Raw genomic sequence first — 22,891 nt, forward strand, 5'->3', positions numbered from 1 at the left:
GCTCGGCGCACAAACAAAAAAGGTTGACGATATTCGTCAACCTTTTTCATTTGATACATCAGATATATCTGATACTCAATTAACGAAATATCTCGTATCTTCTTAAAGCTTACGTAAACCAGTTAAGGCTTTCTCTAGCCTTCTTTCCATTGGCGCCGAGATATCCATCTTCTCTTCACTACCTGGGTGCGTAAACTTGATGTTTGCGGCATGTAAGAACAGACGATCAAGACCAACCTTGCCCGTGTAAGCATCAAAACGACGATCACCGTAGCGATCATCCCAAGCAATTGGGTGACCAGTATACTGAGCGTGCACACGAATTTGGTGTGTACGGCCTGTAATTGGGCTAGCTTGAATCAACGTCGCCTCTTGGAATTTTTCTAAAACCTTAAAACGGGTTTCAGAAGCTTTACCATTCGGGTTAACTCGAACAATGCTGTTCACTTCATTTTTCAACAAAGGTGCGTTGACGACTTTGCAGCTGTTCTTCCATTCGCCCATAACTAAAGCGAAGTAGTATTTTTGAACCGTTTTTTCACGGAATTGTGCTTGAAGGTGTCTTAGCGCCGAGCGCTTCTTAGCAACAAGCAAAATGCCAGACGTATCTCTATCGATACGGTGCACTAATTCAAGAAAACGAGCATCAGGGCGAAGAGCACGTAATGCTTCAATCGCGCCAAATTTTAATCCGCTACCACCATGAACAGCAGTGCCAGACGGTTTGTTAAGAATTAGCATGTGATCATCTTCATAAATGATGCACTGTTCTAATTCTGAAACCTTGTTGAGTTTCGTGCTCGGCACGTTCTCTTCTGTTTTCTCTTCAATAGTAACCGGAGGGATACGAACTAAATCGCCAGCTTTTAGTTTGTACTCAGCCTTGATGCGTTTTTTATTTACGCGGACTTCGCCTTTACGCACGATTCGGTAAATCATGCTTTTCGGGATGTTTTTTAATTGGTTGCGTAAGAAGTTATCAATACGCTGACCAGCCATATCTTCGTCAATGTCGACGAATTGGACTTGGGTTCTAATTTCACTCATTGCGCTATTGTATCACTGTCACTTTTGATAATTGAGATTTTCTTAGCCCTATTCCGAACTTATTTATCCCTAATCCTTACCGATCTATCCCAAAATGGTCATTGAAGTTCTATATTTCTTTGATTCTTCGAACAAAAAAGCATCAAGATTCCTGCAAATTAAAATATCAATTGATAAATTATTTATAGACAGTGAGTTAGAGCTATCAAAACCCAAACAAAAACTGTTTTTTTTACAGCATTCCGACAAAGCAGATTGCTGTGTTTACCGACCGCTGCTATAGTTCACAGCTGCTATCAGTGGTTTGACTATTATTTAAACAGTTAACCATTCATAAGCAAGTAAATGAGTAGATAACTCAGATTAGACAGTGCTGCAATCGGCGTAAGACACGGTCAACTGAGTTCCTTATCGCTCTACTCACGTACACTCATGTTGAGTATTCACCGCCACATCGCGGATCATAGGCTAACTCCCTATGATGACTGACGTGCCCCAGAGCATCCCTCTCCAGCCGGGAGGCTGCACCGATAAAGCCATGGGATCTGGCACCATGAGAAACGAAATAAAGCGATAAGAACAATGATGAAAATAAGAAAAGACAATGAGAATTTCTAAATGAAAAGAATGTTAATTAACGCAACTCAAAAAGAAGAGTTGCGTGTCGCTTTGGTTGATGGCCAACGACTGTTCGATCTAGATATCGAAAGTCCAGGTCACGAGTCAAAGAAAGCGAATATCTACAAAGGACGTATTACCCGTATTGAACCAAGCCTAGAAGCGGCATTCGTTGATTACGGCGCAGAACGTCACGGTTTCCTCCCTCTTAAAGAAATTGCCCGCGAATACTTCCCTGAAGGTTATACATACCAAGGCCGTCCTAGCATTAAAGAAGTGCTAAAAGAAGGCCAAGAAGTAATCGTACAAGTAGAGAAAGAAGAACGTGGTAGCAAAGGTGCTGCACTGACAACTTTCATCTCTTTGGCTGGTAGTTACTTAGTTCTTATGCCTAATAACCCTCGTGCTGGCGGTATTTCTCGTCGTATCGAAGGTGATGAACGCACTCAACTGAAAGCAGCATTAAGCACTCTTGAGCTTCCTCAAGGTATGGGCTTAATCGTGCGTACAGCGGGTGTTGGCAAAAGCGCAGAAGAGCTAGAGTGGGACCTGAATGTTCTATTGAACCATTGGGGCGCTATCAAGCAAGCTTCTGATTCAAATGCAGCTCCTTTCCTAATTCACCAAGAGAGTAACGTTATTGTTCGCGCAATTCGTGACTACCTACGTCGTGATATTGGCGAGATTCTAATCGACAGCAATACTATTTTTGAACGTGCACAAGCGCACATTCAATTAATACGCCCAGATTTCATGAATCGCGTTAAGAAATACGATGGTGAAGTGCCACTATTCAGCCATTACCAGATTGAAAGCCAGATCGAATCTGCTTTCCAACGTGAAGTTCGTCTTCCATCTGGTGGTTCTATCGTAATCGACCCAACAGAAGCACTGACTTCTATCGATATCAACTCTGCTCGTGCAACAAAGGGCGGCGATATTGAAGAAACAGCACTTAACACTAACCTAGAAGCAGCCGATGAAATTGCACGTCAATTACGTCTACGTGACCTAGGCGGTCTTGTTGTTATCGACTTTATCGATATGACTCCGGTTCGCCACCAACGCGAAGTTGAAAGCCGCCTACGTGATGCCGTTCGTCTAGACCGTGCTCGTGTACAAATTGGCCGTATTTCTCGCTTTGGTCTTCTAGAGATGTCTCGTCAACGTTTGAGCCCATCACTAGCAGAAGCAAGCCACCACATTTGTCCTCGTTGTACAGGTACTGGTGTTGTTCGTGATAACGAATCTCTAGCACTGTCTGTTCTACGTTTGATTGAAGAAGAAGCTCTGAAAGACAACACAGCACAAGTACTTGCTGTTGTGCCTGTTCCTATCGCGTCTTACCTTCTGAACGAAAAACGTCGCTCAGTAAACCACATCGAGAAGAACCAAGAAGTTAAGATCACTGTTGTTCCTAACTCTGACATGGAAACACCGCACTTTGAGGTTATCCGTGTTCGAGAAGGCGAAGAGTTCGATCTACTTTCTTACCTACTTCCTAAGAAGCTAGATGCTCTGAAAGAAGCAGAAAGCAAAGAACCTGCAGAACAAGCAATTCGTCCTAAGAAGATCGAAGAGCCAGCTCTGAAAGGCTTCGCTGCTCCAGCTCAATCAGCACCGACTCCAGCGCCAGCACCAAAAGCGGCACAAGAGAAGAAAGCTGAACCAGTAGCACAAGAACCAGGCCTAATTGGTCGCTTCTTTAAGGCTATCGGTAGTTTCCTATTTGGCTCTTCAACTCAAGAAGAGAAGCAAGAAGAGAAACAAACTGAAGAGAATCCTAAAAACAACCGCAATGGCAACCGTCAACGCCGTGACCGTAACGATAACCGCCGCCGTAACCAACGTGGTGAGCGTGGTGACAACCGTAACGATAACCGTGACAACAAACGCCGTCGCAAGCCTGCACGTGATGAGAAGTCTGAAGAGCAGAAAGATGCAGCTCCACAGCAAAATCGTCAACCTCGTAAGCCTAAGCAAGATCGCCGCAACAAGCAGCGTGATGAGCAGAAGCAACGCGAAGAGCAAGCACCATCTAAATTAGCAGAAGAAGGCCTACAGCTAGCGGCAGACGCACAAGCTGGTAAGTCAGATGCGCCAAAGGCTAAGCCTGAAGCGAAAGCTGCTAAGATCAAAGAGCGTCGCCAACGTCGTAAGCTGAACAAGCAAGTTCGTGTTAAAGACCAGCAAACTCAAGCAGACGCGGCTGAAAACTCAACTAAGGAACAAAAAGCACCATCTGTTTCTAAAGAGCAAGCAGCAGCGAAAAACAAATCAGTAGCGCAAGAGCAAAAAGTTGCAGAGCAAGTTGAAGCAACTCAAGCAAATGGCGAGCAATCTGAACAGGAAGAACCGAAACAACGTCGTAACCGTCGTTCTCCACGTCACCTACGTGCAAGTGGTCAACGTCGTCGTCGCGGTCGTGACCGTCGCCCTAACCCATTCCGCCTACGTAAAGGTGGTGTAGCATCTCCAGAGATGGCTATGGGTAAAGTGATGCCTCGCTTCATTCCAAAACCTCACCACAAGCAGGCAAAGCCTGAAGTGGCTGAAGTTCAAGTAGCAGCTGAAGCTCAAACATCTGTTCAAGAGCAGAATGTTCCTCTAGAGACGGCACCACAAAGCAACGTAACAATGACTGGCGGCTTCGCATGTCCAGAGCTTGCAATGGGTAAAGTTATCATCCGTCGTGAAGATGCTGCTGTTGAAGCTCAAGTAGCTGAGACTCCTGCTGCAGTTGAAGCTCCTGCAGTCGTTGAAGAAGCACCAGTGGTTGTTGAAACCGCGAAAGTTGAAGCTCCAGTGATTGCAGAAGCGACGAAAGTTGAAGCGCCTGTTGTAGCAGAAGCTGTGCAAGCAGAAGCAACACCAGTTGTTGAAGCTGAAGCGCCTAAAGCTGAAAGTGCAAAAGTTGAAGAAGCACCTGTTGTTAAAGCAGAAGCTCCTAAAGCGGCACCAAAGGCAGCTGTTGCTAAGAAGCAAGCCGGTTCACCAATGACTAAAGCTCCTGGTCCTCAAGAGATCAAAGAGATTGAAGTGATTGCAGCTCCGTTCCGCACTGAACGTTTTGTATCGAAAGGTGCAGGCAGTCAGGCAGCGTCGAACAAAGCTGGCGCGGCGATGACTAAGCCAAACTACTAGTGATTACTGATAGGTAATCGCGAGTAAATAGAATCAAAGGCTGCTTATTAAAGCAGCCTTTTTCATATCTACTAATCGAATAAAAATTAACAGATATATTACTCAAAGTTAGGTTCAACCTTGAACTTAATCACATTTTTGGGTAGCATTCGCGCACTTATCTTTTCGACACTTCGCTATTGCCGCTCTTTTCCATCACTGTTTGGCTACGCAATACACCCGTGTCGGTAAATCCATCTTAAGCATAGCTGAGCAAACATGTTCGAATTCCCACAATTTTCAAAGCACTCTGTAAAGAATGACGTGCTTTCAGGTCTTACAGTAGCCCTGGCTCTGGTACCTGAAGCTGTAGCATTCGCCTTTGTTGCTGGCGTTGACCCAATGGTTGGTCTTTATGCAGCATTCATCGTAGGTTTAATCACTTCTGTCTTTGGCGGCCGTCCAGGTATGATTTCTGGCGCAACCGGCGCAATGGCCGTTGTAATGGTGAGCCTAGTGGCAACCCATGGTGTTCAATACCTATTCGCAGCCGTTATGCTGGCTGGCCTTCTGCAAATTGCAGCAGGTGTATTTAAACTAGGTAAATTTATCCGTATCGTTCCACACCCAGTAATGATTGGTTTCGTGAACGGTTTGGCCATTGTTATCTTCCTAGCTCAACTTGGTCAATTTAAAGCGCCAGACGTAACAGGTGCGTTGACTTGGTTACCAAGCGGTCAAATGACACTAATGCTAGGTCTAGTAGCCCTTACAATGGCTATCATCCACTTCCTACCTAAGCTAACAACAGCAGTACCATCTTCATTAGTTGCTATTGTTACAGTAACGGCTTTGGTTGTGGGTCTTGACCTTGAAACTCGCACTGTTGTCGACTTCCTACGTACAATGTCTGGTGACGAAGCTGCTACGCTAGCGGGCTCTCTTCCAACATTCTCAATTCCTGCTGTTCCGTTTTCTTTAGATACACTACAGATCATCCTGCCTTACGCAATTATCCTTGCGGCTATCGGCCTGATTGAATCTCTGCTGACACTGACAGTACTAGACGAAATGACAAACACTCGTGGTCAATCTAACCGTGAATGTGTTGGTCAAGGTATGGCTAACGTAACGTGTTCTGTATTCGGTGCGATGGGTGGTTGTGCGATGATCGGTCAATCGATGATCAACGTAAACTCAGGTGGTCGTGGTCGTCTTTCAGGTATCGTCGCCGCAGTTGCACTACTGATGTTCATCCTGTTCGGTTCTGCACTGATTGAAATGATTCCTCTAGCAGCACTTGTGGGCGTAATGTTCATGGTTGTTATCGGCACATTTGAATGGGCAACCTTCAAGCTTGCGCGTCGCGTTCCTAAACAAGACTTCTTCGTTATCGTTCTTGTTACCGTAGTAACAGTACTGACTGATCTTGCTGTGGCAGTAGGTGTTGGTGTTGTCGCTTCTGCGCTAATGTTTGCTTGGCAACATGCTAAACACATCTACGCAGATACATCAGTAAACGCTGAAGGCTCAAAAGAGTACAAAGTTAACGGCCCAATCTTCTTTGGTTCAACGGCTAACTTCCTAGAGTTGTTTGACGCATACAACGATCCACAAGATGTAATCGTTGATTTCGCAAACTCACGCGTGACTGACCACTCTGCAATTGAAGCGATCGACACGATTGCTGACCGTTACGCGGCGCTAGGTAAAACACTTCACCTTCGCCACCTAAGCCAAGACTGTGTTGCTATGCTGCACAAAGCAGGTAGCTTAGTTGAAGCGAACGTTGCAGAAGACCCAATCTACAAAGTAATGTCTAAGTAATCTTAGCTGTAGCTTTAAGTTAGATTTAGAGAGGCCGACATTCAATGTCGGCCTTTTTTATACCTATCGGTCAGCCCTTACGCTGATAACAAAACGACGTACATTGTTCCTACACTACATCGAACGCAGTATCGCTTCGCTAGACTCTTCGATTAAATCCAACACCAATTCAAAACCATTTCCCTCACCATAATACGGATCGGGGATCTCTTGATATTGTGACTCTCCAAAGCTCAAAAATAATGCGAGCTTGTATTGGAGGTGAACTGGGCATTGGCTCATTAAGTCGTCTAAATTCGCCCTATCGGCCGCGAGTATCAGGTCAAATTCTTCGAAGTCATTATCTACCACTTTACGAGAAGTAATCCCCTTAAAGCTGTAGCCTCGCTTCTCTCCTGCAGATTTGGATCGCGAGTCTGGCGGGTTGCCTTGATGAAAACCAATCGTCCCCGCAGAGTCGACCACAACATCAATATCCAGCTGTTGCGCTTTCTTCCTTAGCACCGCTTCACCTGTTGGCGAGCGGCAAATATTCCCCATACAAACTACGAGTATCTTTTTCATCCCTAATCACCTGTTCTTCCGATGGTTTTTGCTATCGTTAAGTTAGGCTATGATAGACGCAATCACAACTTAAAAGGATTTGTTATGTCGACTGAAGACAACAAAGAACAACGCCACAAAGCAAGACAACAGAAAGTAAAAGAACAAGTCGATGCACGTGTCGCTGCAGCACAAGAAGTAAAAGGCCTATTGCTGGTCATCACGGGTAACGGTAAAGGTAAATCAACATCCGGTTTTGGTACGATTACACGTGCAGTTGGTCATGGTAAGAAATGCGCCGTTGCTCAGTTTGTTAAAGGTACCTGGGATAACGGCGAAAAAAACGTTCTGCAAAAGCTTGATGTCGAGTTCCAAGTCATGGGCACAGGCTTTACTTGGGAAACTCAGAACAAAGCGCAAGATATTGAAGCTGCGCAGCGTGTATGGAAAGAGTGCCAACGCATGCTGGCTGATGAGTCGATCGATGTGATTCTGTTTGATGAACTGACTTACATGGTTAGCTACGGTTACATCGAACTCGATGAAGTGGTTGAGGCGTTGAATAACCGCCCGAAGATGCAGTCTGTCATCATTACAGGTCGTGGCGCGCACCGTACTCTTACTGAGATAGCAGATACAGTATCTGAAGTTCGCAATGTGAAACACGCTTTTGAATCTGGTGTTAAAGCGCTACAAGGCGTTGACTGGTAATCACCTTCAACCAGAGATCCCCGACTCGGTCATTCTTCCCTCTCGAGGATGACGACCACTAGGCCGTTACGCTCTTGAACAAAGGACGACGGCCTATCGTCATTCCCTAGAGCGAGGGACGAGTGTCATAGGGAATCTCTCTTGAGTATTATCGAGCCAAAAATAAAAAGCGCCATTCCTACAACAGGAGTGGCGCTTTGTTCATTTTTAAATGAGATGAAGACTAGTTAAACAAACCTTTTAGTAGACCGTTTACTGCGTCTCTTGTTTTCTCATCTTTGATCTTGTCACCGTACTTTTCGTCTAACTTTTCTAAACCACGATCAATTTCTTTCTGTGCTTTCTGTTTCAATACATCATCAAAAACAAGTGCAAATTTCGGGGCTGCCCACTGACCTGTTACCTTAATTGGGATAGTCACATCTTTCAGGTCGTCGATGCTCTTACCGCCCTGACCTTCAAGTGAACCCACAATTGATGTACGCACAAGGAAGTCGACCGTTTCATTGATGAAGTTTGCTTTACCTTGACCTGTCACACGTAACAGTGGCGACTGTGCTGATAAGTCGTTAGTTGAAACCCAACCTTTATCCACTTTCAGCGTCGCTTTCATTGCACTGAAGTCCGTTTTTTGAGCTTCATTTGTGCTTTCAACTTTCTCGCCCTTGATCTTAGCGTAGTTTTCTCGAATCAGTTGAGCTACGTTGATGCCGTTAACTGCACCATCTTCAAAGTTAATCGCGATAGTACCGACTAGGTTTTTCTTGATACCCGTCGGAGTTAGACTCTTACCTTTCACGTTGACATCAATATTACCGGTACCTTCCAGCATATCGTTATCTGCAACATCAACCAGTAACGGTTGTACTTTCACGCCTTTGATTTTCTTCTTAGCCGTGTAAGTCGCTGGTGTTTTACGAGCGTCTAACTTTGCAGTAGCAGAAATAGAACCTTGGTAAAGATTCGAGGTGAATGAGGTTAGCTCTGCGATACCACGGTTAACCGAAAATGCGGTTTTAACATTCTGCATCTTCGCGTTGTTCGCCTTGAACTTATCAATCGTGATGTCACCTTTCACGTCTAACCTTTTCAGAGCCGACAGATCAGGTTCCACTTCTTTAGCTGGATCTGAACTACCAGAACTTGACGTTGAACCACCAGCAGAACCAGAAGGCGCTGTGCTCGCTGTTTCTGTTGTATTGCCTAAGCCTAAGAATTCATCTAAATCAATATTCGGGCTATGAAGAGAGAAACGAACCTTTGGTATTTCAGATAGGATTACGTCTGCTATACCGTCTAATGCAATAGCGTTAGCTTGTAGCTTCTCTAACACAAAGCTCAGGTGGCTCTTGTTAAGATCGAAGCTTAAGTCAGACAGCATGTCGACTTTCATTGGAGACTGAGGAAGCGTGTCGCCTTTGAATGTTGAGTCTAACGTTAACTTGTTCAGCGTTACTTTTGAAATCGCGCTATCAACAGTAAGTTCACCGCCACCTTTAAGATCAAGGTCAAGGCCAGCTGCATTACCGATTACAGCGTAAGTCAGTTGGTTTACCTTATCGAACTCAAACGTATTCAAGCCAATTTTTGCTGACTCAATCGACGTCGCTGGATCATTGAACTTAGCGTTTAAGTCGATATTACGAAGTGCGTAACTTGCAAAGCCTTCAGCTAATTTGAATTCTGCACTGCCTTGTGCAGAGAACTTCTGTTGATTGTTCTCACCAGAAGCCGCAAATGTCGCGGTTGTCCATGTATCAACGGCAAACTCAGAAAGATTCAAAGACACATCGTATAGCTTAGTGAATGAACCCGCTTGCTTGTCGTCCATTTCAAACAATGCGTTTGATACAGTTACGCCTGCAAGGTTGATCGTCCAACCCGATGCGTCTGTGGTAGTTTGCTCTTGAGGGGCAGGCGCTGATTCAGAACTTGTGCCTGCTGCAGGCTCAGATTCTTGAGGCGCTGACGCTTGCGTTAGTGCATCAATGTTCTTGCGACCATCTTTAAGCGTTTCTAAATAGAATTCTGCACCATCTAGAGTAATGTTGCCGATCTCTAGTTGGTTGCTAAATAGCGGAGTAACCGAAACGTCAACGCCAACGGTATCAACCTTAAATAGGTTAGGTTGCGTAAAACCTTCAGGGTTGCGTAATTCAGTTTGACCAAGTTCAAAGCCAATGGATGGGAAGAATTGCCAGCTGATATCACCCTCGATCACTAGCTCTAGGCCTGTGTGTTTTTGGGCTTGTTCGACAATTAATGGCTTAAATTGGTTGGGATTCACTAACAGCACTAGTGCCAGAATTGCTGCAACGACAACAAACACTGGTACAGCTATGAAAATGAGTAGTTTCTTCATCCGCATATTCCTTGCTTAGATTCCAAAAGAAAGTGGCACTATATAAGTGCCACTGATTCGGTAAAAAATAAAGCTAAGTGAGTCACTTAGGCAAAATTTTATTCGATTAAGACTTCAACAACTTCGCAATGTGCGCTTTTAGCACATCAATCGCAATACGGTTTTTACCACCACGAGGAACGATGATGTCTGCATGTTGTTTTGAAGGCTCGATAAACTGCATGAACATTGGACGTACTGTTTCTTGGTATTGCTTAAGTACAGTGTCCATTGTACGACCACGCTCTTCTACATCACGCTTAACACGGCGTAATAGACAGATGTCTAATGGTGTATCCATAAACACACTTGCGTGCATTAGTTTACGAAGACGCGGGTCTGTTAGAAGCAGAATACCCTCTAAAATGATCACTTTCTTTGGAGTAAGTGTAGTCGTTTCAGAAGTACGTGTGTGCTCTGTGTAGCTGTATTCAGGAACTTCTACGGCGTTGCCACTCATTAGCTGCTGTAGATGTTCACATAAAAGATCATGATCTAGTGCATTTGGGTGATCGTAGTTAGTTTTAACACGCTCTTCCATACTCAAGTGGCTTTGGTCGCTGTAATAGCAATCTTCCGTGATAACACCAATTTGATGGTCGCCTACTTTTTCGCGCAATTCATTATAAATTGTACTAGCAATCAGACTTTTTCCTGAAGCTGAAGCGCCAGCGATACCTACGATGACACATTGATTATTATCAGACATTAATTTTGCACCCGATATGGTTTGGTGGTGGGAAGAGATAAACCGCCTGATTATAGGGGCTAAAGCACATAGATTCTAGTCGCCATTTTAGCTAATTGCAGTCAAATTGATGATATCAATGCATTTAATGAATGCAATCGTTTGCTTTCAAATAACTTGCCTACAACTATTTGCACAAGCCCAATGGATATTGACTTAAATCCACCGCTGTTTATCTAATCCAAACTATATTTAAACGACTTTGTGATTAACTTGCGCTATTCAACCATAGATTCGTTATTCAACCATAGAGAAGTTAATCGCTTCTGGTCTCGCCTTGCCGGTCCAGAACATCTTCGCAGCCACATTCTCTGCAAGCTCTAAGTAGTGACGTGTATGTTCACTATCTGGACGACGAATCACCGTCGGGCAACCTGCATCGATATCTTCTCGCACATCAATATGAAGAGGGATCTGTGCCAAAATATCGAGGTAAAACTCTTCTGACATAGCTTCGGCACCACCAGCACCAAAGATATGCTCTTTCTCACCACAGTGACTACAAATATGATAGCTCATGTTTTCAACTAAGCCTGCGACTGGCACACTCACCTTATCAAACATCGCTACGCCTTTACGTGCATCCGCTAGCGCCAAATCTTGAGGAGTGGTCACCACTACAGCCCCGGTCACTGGGATCTGTTGCGATAACGTCAGCTGAATATCGCCCGTGCCCGGTGGCATATCAATAACTAGATAATCCAACTCTGGCCATACGGTTTCGTTAACAAGCTGACCTAAAGCCTTGGCCGCCATTGGACCGCGCCAAATCGCAGCGTCATCTTTCGACACAAGATAACCGATAGAGTGAGTGAAAATACCGTGCGCTTCGATTGGCATCATCCACTTGTTATTCTGGACTTCTGGTTTCGCATCTAATTGGCCAAGCATCATAGGTACAGAAGGACCATAGATATCCGCATCCAACAAACCCACTTTTGAACCAGACTTAGATAAAGCCAAAGCAAGGTTGACTGAAGTGGTCGATTTACCCACCCCACCCTTTGCAGATGTCACGGCGATGATGTTCTTCACCCCCTTCAATGGTGTCGCAACCGTGGTTTCTAACGCAGACGGCTTCACCTTCACTTCAAACTGAAAAGCGCTAACAAGCTGTTGTTCAATCTGAGAGTGAATCCACTGTTCCAATTCAACCGCAAGCTGATTAGCGGCAAAAGGTAAGGTGATAACAAATGATCCACGCGGATCAACCGATACAATATTTTGGTGTAGCGCCCACTCTGGGATGAGGATTGGTGACTCGAACTCATTCAACCATGAACAGAAATCTTGCTTAGAAGTAAAGTTACGCATTGGGACTCCTTTTTTTATTTATGCTATCACCCACGAGATGAAGACTGAACCCCTAAAAAACTAGGGGAATCCTTAGTCTGATACCTTGGCGTATCACACGTTATAAAGTAGTATTACCTCTCAAATTTATACCTATCAAAAAAGCGAATTATTAAGTATGGCAACTGATCCAAGACAACTTTTGGTAACTTGTGCGCTTCCGTACGCTAACGGCTCTATTCACCTTGGCCATATGCTTGAGCATATCCAAGCTGATATCTGGGTTCGATACCAGCGTCTACGTGGCAACACTGTAAACTTCATCTGTGCTGACGATGCTCACGGCACGCCAATTATGCTTAAAGCTCAACAGATGGGTATCACGCCAGAAGAGATGATCGCTGCTGTTAGTGAAGAGCACCAAAAAGACTTCGCTGGCTTTGATATCAGCTTTGATAACTACCACAGCACACACAGCGAAGAGAACCGTGAACTAGCTTCTCACATCTACTTAGAACTTAAAAAGAACGGCTTCATTTCTAGCCGCACTATTTCTCAGCTTTTCGATCCTGAGAAAGAGATGTTCCTGCCAGACCGCTTCGTAAAAGGTACTTGCCCTAAGTGTAAAGCAGAAGACCAGTATGGTGATAACTGTGATAACTGTGGTGAGACATACAGCCCAACTGAGCTAATTAACCCTAAATCAGCGGTTTCTGGCGCAACTCCAGTAATGAAAGACTCTGAGCACTTCTTCTTCGACCTACCTCAGTTCGAAAGCATGCTTAAAGAGTGGACTCGTTCTGGCTCTCTACAGAATGAAACTGCAAACAAAATGCAGGAATGGTTTGAGTCTGGTCTGCAACAGTGGGATATCTCACGTGATGCACCTTACTTCGGCTTTGAAATCCCAGGCGAAAAAGACAAGTTCTTCTACGTATGGCTAGACGCACCTGTTGGCTACATGGCTTCTTTCAAGAATCTATGTGACAAACGTGACGATCTAAACTTCGATGAATACTGGAAGAAAGACAGCACAACTGAGCTTTACCACTTCATCGGTAAAGACATTGTTTACTTCCACAGCCTATTCTGGCCAGCAATGCTAGACGGCGCAGGTTTCCGTAAGCCAAACAACGTATTCGTACACGGCTACGTAACAGTGAACGGTGCGAAGATGTCTAAGTCGAAAGGCACATTCATCAAAGCAAGCACGTACCTAAACCACCTAGACCCTGAGTGTCTACGTTACTACTACGCTGCGAAACTAAACAGCCGCATCGATGACTTAGATCTTAACCTTGAAGACTTCACTCAACGTGTAAACGCTGACGTAGTAAACAAGATTGTTAACCTAGCTTCTCGTAACGCTGGCTTCATTACTAAGCGTTTTGAAGGCAAGCTAGCTGCTGAATTTGCAGAGCCTGAGCTATACAACGAATTCGTTGCTGCTGCTGAGCGTATCGGTGAGCTATACGAAACTCGTGAATTCAGCCGTGCTATCCGTGAAATCACTGCACTAGCGGATAAAGCTAACCAGTACATCGACGAAAAAGCACCTTGGGTTCTTGCAAAAGAAGAAGGCAAAGAAGCTGAGCTTCAACAAGTTTCTTCTGTAGGTATTAACCTATTCCGCGTACTGATGGCTTACCTGAAACCAGTGATGCCAGAGCTTGCAGCTCGCACTGAAGCTTTCCTAAACGAAGAGCTAACGTGGGAAGCGATTGCTACTCCGCTAACTGATCACGAGATCACTAAGTTCAAAGCGCTATTCAACCGCATTGACCCTAAGAAAGTGGAAGCAATGGTTGAGTCTTCTAAAGAAGATGCAGCCGCTGAAGCAGCAGCGAAAGAAAAAGCAGAAACTGAAAAAGAGCAAGCAAGCCAAACTGAGCTAGACAAAGAGCCAATCGCAGACGAGATTGAGTTCGATGCCTTTGCAGCAGTAGACATGCGTATCGCTCGTATCATCTCTTGTGAAGAAGTACCAAAAGCGAACAAACTACTGAAGTTCCAACTAGACATCGGTGGTGAGACTCGCCAAGTATTCTCTGGTATCAAATCAGCATACAAACCTGAAGAGCTAGAAGGCAAGCTAACTGTAATGGTAGCAAACTTAAAACCTCGTAAGATGAAGTTTGGTATGTCTGAAGGCATGATCCTAGCAGCGGGCCCTGGCGGCAGCGACCTATGGATCCTTGAGCCACACGAAGGTGCTCAACCTGGTATGCGTGTAATGTAATTCTGACTCCAGTCAGATAACAAGCACCCATCACTAAATCCCTAATGCATTTTTGACTTGAAAGAGTTAATCAGCATTGGGGATTTTTTATATCTACCGAAAATTAGCGTTCTCTGTTAGAGTCGCCGTCAACTATGCTATGTAGAGTAGAAATTGGTTCGTCGACAAAAATAGGCTAAACCAACACCTCTTTACTCTAAAACCCTTTTTAGGAATCCCCAGTGACTAACAACGAAATCTTGCGTCGTATTCAACACGCACTAAACCTTAAAAATGCACAAATCATCAAAGCTATCGAACAAGCTGATGTGACTGTTGCTCATGACCAAGTGATTAACTGGCTAAAAGATGACAACGACAAGTCATGCTCTAAGATGAAAGATAAAGAGTTAGCGGTATTCCTAAATGGTTTCATCAACCTTAAGCGTGGCAAAAAAGAAGGCGAGCAACCTAAACCTGAAGTTGCACTGACGAACAACATGATCTTCATGAAGCTTCGTATCGCATTGAACATGAAAGCAGAAGATGTTTTGGACGTACTAGAAGTGGTTGGCATTAGCTTGAGCAAGTACGAAATCGGCGCTTACTTCCGCAAGCCAGAAAACAAAAACTACAAAGTGTGTGAAGACCAACTACTTTGCGATTTTCTAAACGGTGTGCAATTTACCAACCGTCCAGACTCAGAAGAGTTTGCGGGTTAAGTTACTACTCCTAGATAAATTTTAAGTTGCTACACATAGATAAATTACTCGTCATAGGTAAGTAACTGACCCACTGATAATTTTCTAGTAACGACAGATAAATAAAAAGCGGCGAGATAATTGAATTATCTCGCCGCTTTTTCGTTTTCTTTACGTCACTGACTAAACAGGAACAACAATAGTAAACCTATGCCTTAGCTGTCGTCTTCAGTGAAGTTCGTCGGCAATGTCGTTTTCATCTCATTCCAAACTTGTGCACTTGCGATACCGTAGTTACGAATCACTAATGGCAAAGTTTCGCGCTCGCCACTTTCACAGATAATGAACAACTCTTTATAAAAGTCCATCGCTAAACGTCGTGCTTCTGGGTTAGAGAAGTAGTAGCTACCGATACGGTCATAAAGTTTACGCACACCGTTAAAGATTAGGCCATAAATCTGGTTGCCTGAGTGGAATGCCAAACGTTGGAAAAGCATGTAATCATAGAAGTTGAAAGTCTTCGCGATTAAGATCGTCTGACGTTTCGCTTCATCTTTTTCTGAATCTTCTTTTACCGCTTGTTTGATCTTGTCAGCGTATGGCGACGATTCTAGGAACTCATCCCAAGTTGGTGCCGCAAGTAGCGCTTCACAAGATTCAATCACGTTACTGATAGTACGCTCTGAAGCTTCTTTGTTTGCTTTGAATGCATAACGCATAAAGATCGGGCTGATATTAGTACGAGCAGCAAGCAGGTCTTCTACCATTTTGCTTGCGTTATCAACGTCCAACGTCATTAGCGTATCAAGGATATGAAGACCTGAGGTTTCCATAAACTGGTTAACTTTAGTTGGTTTGCCATGTTGGATTGTCAACCAACCATCACGAGCAAGACGTTGTAGTACTTCACGAAGCGTAGTACGTGTAACACCAATCAGCTCAGAAAGCTCACGCTCTGCGGGCAAGATAGAACCTGGAGGGAAACGGCCATTCCAAATACTTTCAATGATATACTTCTCTGCAAATCCTGCCGGGCTCTTCGCCTTAATGACCATCTACACTTCAATCCAATTTAATTATTCTGTTCTAATTTACTCATCATACCACTAGTTCACACCTAGCGGAAACACCCTCAAAAATTTTACTCACCCTAAACACCGTTAGAGTTATAACTCTAAAGTTCAGCACACGTTTGCACCTCAGGTTTGTAAAGCAAGCGACTCTAAACCACCATTTAAACAAACCGTTAACACAACAATTTTTCTTTAAAATCAATGGGATTGGTCATATTTTTAAAGCTATTAATTTGCAATATTAAGTTGTAATAATCATATATAAGCCGTCGTTATTCTGTAATTTTCAATCATTTCGCTGAAATATTGATTCTAGTCGGTTTTTATCACATTTTAAGTGGTATGCTTGCGCTACTTTGATCGCGTTTCTCAACAAAAAAGAGGTATTTTTAGGGCTACAGGGCTTTTCCTGTTGACTAAATGTTATCTAAGAGTAAAGTTGCGCTCAAAAATAAGCAGTGCTTGAGTTTCTAAGGGAGTGACTTGGCAAGACCACAGAACATTACATGGAATGTAGTTTTTCTAAGTCACTGTTAGTCATAGTTTTTAACAATTTCTATAGCTCGATTCTCAAAATGTTGTATTGCTTGTCTATTCATAATCAACATAAAAGAGTATTAACATGCCGATGTCTCTCGGAAACGCTTTTATCAAGAACTTCCTTGGTAAAGCTCCTGATTGGTATAAACTTGCCATCATTTCCTTTTTAATCATCAACCCGTTTGTTTTCTTCCTAGTTGACCCATTTGTTGCGGGCTGGCTATTGGTGGTTGAGTTTATTTTCACTCTAGCTATGGCTCTCAAATGCTACCCACTTCAACCGGGTGGTCTATTAGCTATTCAAGCAGTCGCCATTGGCATGACCAAACCAGAAATGGTTTATCACGAGCTGCAAGCAAACCTTCCTGTATTACTCTTGCTCGTATTCATGGTTGCTGGCATTTACTTCATGAAAGAACTGCTTTTGTTCATTTTCACGAAGATCTTGCTTGGCATCCAATCTAAAATTTTACTCTCCGTTGCCTTCTGTGTTGCTGCCGCTTTCTTATCAGCATTCCTAGATGCACTAACAGTAATCGCCGTAGTTATTAGCGTTGCGGTCGGCTTCTACTCTATCTACCACAAGGTTGCATCAGGCAAGGGCACAACGTCTTCGCACGATCATACTCATGATGAAGAGATCTCAGAGCTAACTCGTGATGACCTAGAAAACTACCGTGCTTTCCTACGTTCACTGCTAATGCACGCTGGTGTAGGTACAGCACTGGGTGGTGTAATGACCATGGTAGGAGAACCACAAAACTTGGTAATTGCTAAGCAAGCAGGTTGGGAGTTCGGTGAATTTATCATCCGTATGCTGCCAGTAACACTACCTGTTTTCTTCTGCGGTATTTTAACTTGTACACTTGTCGAGAAATTCAAAGTGTTTGGTTACGGTGCTCAACTACCAATGAATGTTCGCCAAATCTTAGTTGAGTTTGACAACAAAGAACGTGCAAACCGCACAAAGCAAGACGTAGCAAAACTATGGGTTCAGAGTGCAATCGCAGTTTGGCTGATTGTTGGCCTTGCGCTTCACGTCGCTGAAGTAGGTTTGATTGGCCTTTCAGTGATCATCTTGGCAACGGCATTTACTGGCGTTATCGAAGAGCACTCAATGGGTAAAGCCTTTGAAGAAGCACTGCCATTTACCGCACTTCTTGCCGTCTTTTTCGCGGTTGTTGCTGTAATCATCGACCAAGCTCTATTTAAGCCAGTAATCGATGCTGTACTTCACGTTGAAGATAAAGGCGCACAGCTCGCACTCTTCTATGTTGCCAACGGTATCTTGTCGATGGTTTCAGATAACGTATTCGTAGGTACGGTTTACATCAACGAAGTGAAAACTGCACTGGTTGAAGGCATTATCACTCGTGACCAGTTTGACCTACTTGCTGTTGCTATCAACACTGGTACTAACCTACCTTCTGTTGCTACACCAAATGGCCAAGCTGCATTCCTATTCCTATTAACATCAGCACTTGCTCCGTTAATTCGATTGTCTTACGGTCGCATGGTTATCATGGCGCTGCCATACACCATCGTATTGGCACTGGTTGGCCTAGCAGGCATTGTGTTCATCGTAGAGCCAATGACAGCATGGTTCTACGATGCTGGTTGGATCATTCAACGCACTGGTGAAGTCGTCGCTCCAGTTATCTCTGGTGGTCACTAATCCGATTTTGTGTTGCGAAACACAATAAGTGTATCTAACTAATCAAAAATATTAGTTGATTAGGAAACTTATCCAAGATAAAAAGCTCTGAGTAATCAGGGCTTTTTTATTTTATAGACAGGATTCAATTCGTGAACTTTTTAGCAATGATCAAAGACTTCTCTAAGGGACGTTTATCTTGGCTTTTACTGCTGGCTTTTATTGTCTTTTTTGAAGCGTGCGCTCTCTTCTTCCAACACGTGATGATGCTTGGTCCTTGCGTGATGTGTATCTATGAGCGCGTTGCTATGCTCGCTATCGGTGTTGCCGCCATGATTGGTGCGATTGCCCCGAATAACCCAATATCACGCTGGTTAGGCCTTGCTAGCTGGGGATTTGGCGCATACAAAGGTTTGATGCTTGCTTTAGAGCACGTCGATTACCAGTTCAATCCGTCCCCTTTCGCAACCTGCGACTTATTCGTAACCTTCCCTAGCTGGGCGCCTTTAAACCAATGGGCTCCGTGGATGTTTGAGGCTTACGGCGATTGCAGCAAGGTTGTGTGGCAGTTCTTCGATCTTTCTATGCCTCAGTGGCTAGTAATTATCTTTGCAGGTAACTTGGTTGCTTTCGGTATTGTGGTTATTTCTCAATTTGTGAAGTCGAAAAAGGACTTGCAGTAAGCCGTTGACACTTGGACAACAAAAAAGTCGACCACGAGGTCGACTTTTTTATTACTTAAGCTTTTGAACATATTAAGAGAGTCTGTTATTCACACAAACTAAGTTGCTCAACAAGCCGTGATTAGCTGCTTTTACCGCAGCATTGTTTAAACTTCTTGCCGCTTTCACAAGGGCAAAGGTCGTTTCGACCAATGTCTTTAAACGGGTTCACGCTCTGGGACTTATTGCCCAACATAGCTTCATCCGCTGCCATTGCCACTTCTGAGATCATCAGATCGACTTGACCCACTAAATCGGCAAGCGATGGTGGGTTAGTAAGCCCTGCAGCGATCATTTGTTGTTGAGTTTGCTCTTCATCAATCGCAAGCATCAAGGTGGTTAAGAGCGCTTGCAACATGCGCAGAGTACCATCCGCGACTGTCACGCTCTGCCACTGCTCTTCCACTGTTGGCCAAACCATCATGAAGCCTTCAGAAAAATCAGCGAACTGTTCGTTAAAGTCACCTTCAGCCAGTACGTCTGTTAATAGGTATTCATTACGCTGAATCAGGTTGTGCTGGCGATTAATCTGTTCTGTCACCGTTGTTACCAGCTCTTTACCCGCTTCAGGCGCAACGATAACCAGCCACTCTTCTGGATCGAGTGGTTTGGTCGCTAAGTTAGAGGCAAGGATTGCACCTTCCATAAACTGCGGAGTAATGTCAGTGATTGATTCTGGTAGGCTTAATAATTGATATGTCATGAAAGCTCTGGATATTGGGCATTTTCGATATTATAACGCCATCCTCCCAAAGATGTCGCTATTAAGAGACGAAACCATCATTAAGACATGCACCACACTCATAGTGACAATTCTGTAAGCACACCGTACAATCACGCCTCGAATTTTTCGGTTCATTCAGTTTTGGTAAAGCAACATGCGCGTAATACTTGGCCCTATGGAGGGCGTTCTAGACCACCTAATGCGTGAAATTCTCACAGAGATTAATGATTACGATCTCTGTGTGACAGAGTTTGTGCGCGTCGTAGATCAACTTCTTCCCCCGCATGTGTTCCACCGTATTTGCCCTGAGCTACATCAAGGCTCTCAGACCATGGCTGGTGTGCCAATCCATCTCCAACTTCTAGGGCAACACCCAAATTGGATGGCCGAGAATGCTTTTCAAGCTGCTAGCTTAGGCGCGAAAGGGATCGATCTTAATTTTGGTTGCCCAGCAAAAGCGGTCAACAAAAGTAATGGTGGCGCTTCATTGCTAAAAGAGCCAGAGCTCATCTATCAAGTGGTGAACGCCTGTCGAGAAGCGGTACCGGCACACATTCCTGTGTCCGCAAAGATTCGATTAGGTTGGGAGCATCCGGAAGAGTGCTTTGAAATCGTCGATGCCATCGAACAAGCCAAAGCTGACGAACTCACCGTGCATGCAAGAACCAAAGTTGGCGGCTATAAAGCCAGCGAAATCAAATGGGACTTCATCAATCAAATAAGAGAAAAAACATCTCTGCCGTTGATTGCTAATGGGGAGATCTGGAACTATCAAGATGGTCAAGATTGCATAGAAGCAACAGGCGTCGATTCATTAATGGTCTGCCGTGGTGCTTTCAATATTCCAAACCTTGGTAACGTCGTTAAGCACAACCACCAGAAAATGCCGTGGGATAAAGTCATTGAACTTTTGCTGCGCTATTCAGAGTTTCAAATTAAAGGGGACAAAGGCATGTACTACCCCAATAGAGTGAAGCAGTGGTTTGTTTATCTAAGTAAAGGCTACCCTGAAGCGAACGAACTGTTTAAAGAAATTCGTACTTTCAAAAAGGCGCCACCGATTGTAGAACGCCTTAAGCGTTATCAAGAAGAACGCCGCCAACCTGTTTAAGATTATGTTTAGGGTTAAATACCCAACGCTACAAACGTGTTTACCGGTGCAAATAAGCTTTGCTTGGTAGACACGTTCGCTCTTCCCTCTTTCATTTTCATACAAAGCATCGATTCAATAACGTGGTTAAAATTCAAGACGGTCTTTACCCGTCGTCTTAGCCACGTACAGCTTTTCATCGGCGTACTTAAATATCTCATCGAAGTTAAGTTTACTTTGCTCAGTTTCAACAATGCAGACACCGCCAGACACCGTAAATCCATTTGGAATAATGTCGGCTGAAGTGGAACAAATCGCATTCTTCACTCGCTCTAATGTTCTCATCAAAGTTTCACGATCTTCGCCTTTCATATAAACGACAAACTCTTCACCGCCAAACCGTGCTGCAACGTCACTGCTTCGAATACTGTTGCTGATCTGACGCGACATATAACGAATCACATCATCCCCCTTATCGTGGCCGTAGGTGTCGTTAATTGACTTAAAATCATCAATATCGAAGACGGTTAATGCAAACAGTTGATCGTGCTCTACACTGCGCCAGAACGCTTCTAAGCCACGACGATTCAATAACCCTGTCATAGGGTCTTTGGCTGCGAGATCTTTGAAGTAACCACGTTCAATATTGGAATTGACGTAGAAGAAGATGGTTACTGAGAACAGATACACAATGATGGCAACAATAAGGCTGTCTTTCTCGTAGACGAAAAAGTGCTCAACCTCTTTCGCGATGTCTAATTTGTAATACATCGCATGGTGAGACGAGACACCATCCAGTTTGATCTCGTGATAAAAAGCCGCAGAATCTACCGGAGTCGCTAAAGTGGTATCAATGATATCGATCCGACCTGCAAGATGCTCATTCGAGTTTGCGAGCAGCTTGTCAGCATTAATATCCACCGACAGCATTCCTTGGTGAACGCCTTTATGGAATACAGGGATCGTCATACTGATTATACGGTCAAGGGAATCAAAACGATAACCAGGGCCTGAAAGGGTAAGTTGGTCAGGGTTGTTGGCTGTTTTCTGCCAATAAGGACGACTCTTTATGGTCGAGAGTAACTCTTTGCTCAGCCCTTTGGCAAAACCTTCAGGTGAAGAGATCACATAGCCGCTCGTATCAATAAAGTGCACGCCGGCATGGTATTCATCAAGCTGGGATAAAAATGAAAGAATAGGAGCTAACGCTATTTTTTCTGACGCGCTCTTATAACTATCACTGCTTTCAGAACAAAGAGACTCTTGACCAATTAGCATATAGTCGATATCGACAGAGGGAATGTCTGAGGTTTTACCGTCGGCAAGTAGCAATACATCAATAGGCCAGATTTGGCAAAGACCATCCACAACATGTTTGTTGTGATCAAGAAAGAGAGGGTTTCCTGATTTATAATAGTTGGAGAAGCTGTAGTCTAGGGCTGTCGCCACTTTTGTGGTTCTTTTGAACACATCTTCAATACGATGAAACTCACTACTGATATCTTTTTCTACCGCGTCAAAATGATTCTTTCCTATTAGGCCAAGTAACATCGCGGCGATCACAGCGGGAAACCCGAAAACAAAGGTTAGGCTAAAGTGCCTATTTACTTTCATATAATGTGCTCTTAGCGTTCAGCTATTTTCATTTTCCCCATTAATATTATTACATTAATCGGCAATTCGCTCGACGTAAAATAATGTAAATTGATATTAACGACACACCTAACGGTCAAATAACCGCTTACAAATGAATAAAATAGAGAAGCGCCAACATATAGAGCAGGTGAGTTTGTTATCTGAGCCCATTTCAATGCTGTTAATAATATGACTTATGGCCTATTCATAGACAGAACCTTAA

General features: G+C 44.0%; 16 protein-coding genes. 8 read left to right on the forward strand and 8 right to left on the reverse strand.

Features of this window, described 5'->3' with window-relative positions:
- Positions 1–102 precede the first annotated feature (102 nt).
- The gene (gene rluC, locus AB4583_RS19625) at positions 103–1,047 is read right to left on the reverse strand and encodes a 23S rRNA pseudouridine(955/2504/2580) synthase RluC (protein WP_017054981.1); all 945 of its coding nucleotides are present in this window, start codon (positions 1,045–1,047) and stop codon (positions 103–105) included.
- Between the two features lie 618 nt (positions 1,048–1,665).
- Here rluC and rne point away from each other — a divergent pair.
- Together rne and AB4583_RS19635 are read left to right on the forward strand one after the other, a co-directional pair.
- Complete coding sequence (gene rne / locus AB4583_RS19630) at positions 1,666–4,809, forward strand: ribonuclease E (RefSeq protein WP_372118961.1); 3,144 nt, start codon at positions 1,666–1,668, stop codon at positions 4,807–4,809.
- 258 nt (positions 4,810–5,067) lie between these two features.
- Positions 5,068–6,615, forward strand: a complete 1,548-nt coding sequence (locus AB4583_RS19635; RefSeq protein WP_017062156.1) for a SulP family inorganic anion transporter — start codon at positions 5,068–5,070, stop codon at positions 6,613–6,615.
- A 114-nt stretch (positions 6,616–6,729) separates the two neighbouring features.
- On the opposite strand, the gene AB4583_RS19640 is transcribed toward AB4583_RS19635, so the two are convergent.
- Positions 6,730–7,179, reverse strand: coding sequence for a low molecular weight protein-tyrosine-phosphatase (locus AB4583_RS19640; protein ID WP_017067202.1), 450 nt, complete (start codon positions 7,177–7,179; stop codon positions 6,730–6,732).
- Between the two features lie 84 nt (positions 7,180–7,263).
- Here AB4583_RS19640 and cobO point away from each other — a divergent pair, with 84 nt between their 5' ends.
- Positions 7,264–7,869: a cob(I)yrinic acid a,c-diamide adenosyltransferase gene (gene cobO, locus AB4583_RS19645; RefSeq protein WP_017062158.1), complete on the forward strand. Its 606-nt coding sequence runs from the start codon at positions 7,264–7,266 to the stop codon at positions 7,867–7,869.
- Positions 7,870–8,092: 223 nt separating this feature from the next.
- Here the strand turns inward: cobO and AB4583_RS19650 are convergent, their stop codons facing one another.
- The 3 genes from AB4583_RS19650 to apbC form a co-directional block, all read right to left on the reverse strand.
- Positions 8,093–10,231, reverse strand: a complete 2,139-nt coding sequence (locus AB4583_RS19650; RefSeq protein WP_372118964.1) for an AsmA family protein — start codon at positions 10,229–10,231, stop codon at positions 8,093–8,095.
- A gap of 106 nt (positions 10,232–10,337) precedes the next feature.
- The gene (gene udk / locus AB4583_RS19655) at positions 10,338–10,979 is read right to left on the reverse strand and encodes a uridine kinase (RefSeq protein ID WP_004734002.1); all 642 of its coding nucleotides are present in this window, start codon (positions 10,977–10,979) and stop codon (positions 10,338–10,340) included.
- 276 nt (positions 10,980–11,255) lie between these two features.
- Complete coding sequence (gene apbC / locus AB4583_RS19660) at positions 11,256–12,332, reverse strand: iron-sulfur cluster carrier protein ApbC (protein ID WP_009848619.1); 1,077 nt, start codon at positions 12,330–12,332, stop codon at positions 11,256–11,258.
- A gap of 157 nt (positions 12,333–12,489) precedes the next feature.
- Here apbC and metG point away from each other — a divergent pair, with 157 nt between their 5' ends.
- Together metG and AB4583_RS19670 are read left to right on the forward strand one after the other, a co-directional pair.
- Positions 12,490–14,550, forward strand: coding sequence for a methionine--tRNA ligase (metG, locus tag AB4583_RS19665; RefSeq protein ID WP_372118967.1), 2,061 nt, complete (start codon positions 12,490–12,492; stop codon positions 14,548–14,550).
- A gap of 221 nt (positions 14,551–14,771) precedes the next feature.
- Positions 14,772–15,251 (forward strand): DUF1456 family protein, encoded by a 480-nt coding sequence (locus AB4583_RS19670; protein WP_010437231.1) that lies wholly within the window; start codon positions 14,772–14,774, stop codon positions 15,249–15,251.
- 194 nt (positions 15,252–15,445) lie between these two features.
- On the opposite strand, the gene fadR is transcribed toward AB4583_RS19670, so the two are convergent.
- Entirely contained in the window at positions 15,446–16,285 is an 840-nt protein-coding gene (gene fadR / locus AB4583_RS19675) for a fatty acid metabolism transcriptional regulator FadR (protein WP_017062161.1), read from the reverse strand.
- 640 nt (positions 16,286–16,925) lie between these two features.
- Between fadR and nhaB the strand changes: the two genes are divergently transcribed.
- Together nhaB and dsbB are read left to right on the forward strand one after the other, a co-directional pair.
- Positions 16,926–18,518 carry a Na(+)/H(+) antiporter NhaB gene (nhaB, locus tag AB4583_RS19680; protein WP_017065601.1) on the forward strand — a complete coding sequence of 531 codons (1,593 nt, stop codon included), beginning with the start codon at positions 16,926–16,928 and terminating at the stop codon, positions 18,516–18,518.
- A 146-nt stretch (positions 18,519–18,664) separates the two neighbouring features.
- Positions 18,665–19,180, forward strand: coding sequence for a disulfide bond formation protein DsbB (dsbB, locus tag AB4583_RS19685; RefSeq protein ID WP_029235613.1), 516 nt, complete (start codon positions 18,665–18,667; stop codon positions 19,178–19,180).
- A gap of 121 nt (positions 19,181–19,301) precedes the next feature.
- On the opposite strand, the gene AB4583_RS19690 is transcribed toward dsbB, so the two are convergent.
- Positions 19,302–19,922, reverse strand: a complete 621-nt coding sequence (locus tag AB4583_RS19690) for a YecA family protein (protein ID WP_017062164.1) — start codon at positions 19,920–19,922, stop codon at positions 19,302–19,304.
- A 175-nt stretch (positions 19,923–20,097) separates the two neighbouring features.
- On the opposite strand from AB4583_RS19690, the gene dusC reads away from it, so the two are divergent.
- On the forward strand, positions 20,098–21,054 hold the full coding sequence (gene dusC / locus AB4583_RS19695; RefSeq protein ID WP_372118972.1) for a tRNA dihydrouridine(16) synthase DusC: 957 nt from the start codon (positions 20,098–20,100) through the stop codon (positions 21,052–21,054).
- 126 nt (positions 21,055–21,180) lie between these two features.
- Here the strand turns inward: dusC and AB4583_RS19700 are convergent, their stop codons facing one another.
- Positions 21,181–22,647 carry a sensor domain-containing diguanylate cyclase gene (locus tag AB4583_RS19700; RefSeq protein WP_229647109.1) on the reverse strand — a complete coding sequence of 489 codons (1,467 nt, stop codon included), beginning with the start codon at positions 22,645–22,647 and terminating at the stop codon, positions 21,181–21,183.
- Positions 22,648–22,891 lie beyond the last annotated feature (244 nt).

The organism is Vibrio sp. 10N.222.49.C12, from assembly GCF_041475025.1.
GTDB lineage: Bacteria > Pseudomonadota > Gammaproteobacteria > Enterobacterales > Vibrionaceae > Vibrio > Vibrio crassostreae_C.

Excerpts from the sequence above, each read along its gene's own strand:
- dsbB (WP_029235613.1), top strand. The coding sequence starts at position 18,665 with ATGATCAAAGACTTCTCTAAGGGACGTTTATCTTGGCTTTTACTGCTG.
- AB4583_RS19700 (WP_229647109.1), bottom strand. The coding sequence starts at position 22,647 with ATGAAAGTAAATAGGCACTTTAGCCTAACCTTTGTTTTCGGGTTTCCC.
- rluC (WP_017054981.1), bottom strand. The coding sequence starts at position 1,047 with ATGAGTGAAATTAGAACCCAAGTCCAATTCGTCGACATTGACGAAGAT.
- dusC (WP_372118972.1), top strand. The coding sequence starts at position 20,098 with ATGCGCGTAATACTTGGCCCTATGGAGGGCGTTCTAGACCACCTAATG.
- AB4583_RS19635 (WP_017062156.1), top strand. The coding sequence starts at position 5,068 with ATGTTCGAATTCCCACAATTTTCAAAGCACTCTGTAAAGAATGACGTG.
- fadR (WP_017062161.1), bottom strand. The coding sequence starts at position 16,285 with ATGGTCATTAAGGCGAAGAGCCCGGCAGGATTTGCAGAGAAGTATATC.
- metG (WP_372118967.1), top strand. The coding sequence starts at position 12,490 with ATGGCAACTGATCCAAGACAACTTTTGGTAACTTGTGCGCTTCCGTAC.
- rne (WP_372118961.1), top strand. The coding sequence starts at position 1,666 with ATGAAAAGAATGTTAATTAACGCAACTCAAAAAGAAGAGTTGCGTGTC.
- AB4583_RS19640 (WP_017067202.1), bottom strand. The coding sequence starts at position 7,179 with ATGAAAAAGATACTCGTAGTTTGTATGGGGAATATTTGCCGCTCGCCA.
- apbC (WP_009848619.1), bottom strand. The coding sequence starts at position 12,332 with ATGCGTAACTTTACTTCTAAGCAAGATTTCTGTTCATGGTTGAATGAG.
- AB4583_RS19650 (WP_372118964.1), bottom strand. The coding sequence starts at position 10,231 with ATGAAGAAACTACTCATTTTCATAGCTGTACCAGTGTTTGTTGTCGTT.
- udk (WP_004734002.1), bottom strand. The coding sequence starts at position 10,979 with ATGTCTGATAATAATCAATGTGTCATCGTAGGTATCGCTGGCGCTTCA.
- cobO (WP_017062158.1), top strand. The coding sequence starts at position 7,264 with ATGTCGACTGAAGACAACAAAGAACAACGCCACAAAGCAAGACAACAG.
- AB4583_RS19690 (WP_017062164.1), bottom strand. The coding sequence starts at position 19,922 with ATGACATATCAATTATTAAGCCTACCAGAATCAATCACTGACATTACT.
- nhaB (WP_017065601.1), top strand. The coding sequence starts at position 16,926 with ATGCCGATGTCTCTCGGAAACGCTTTTATCAAGAACTTCCTTGGTAAA.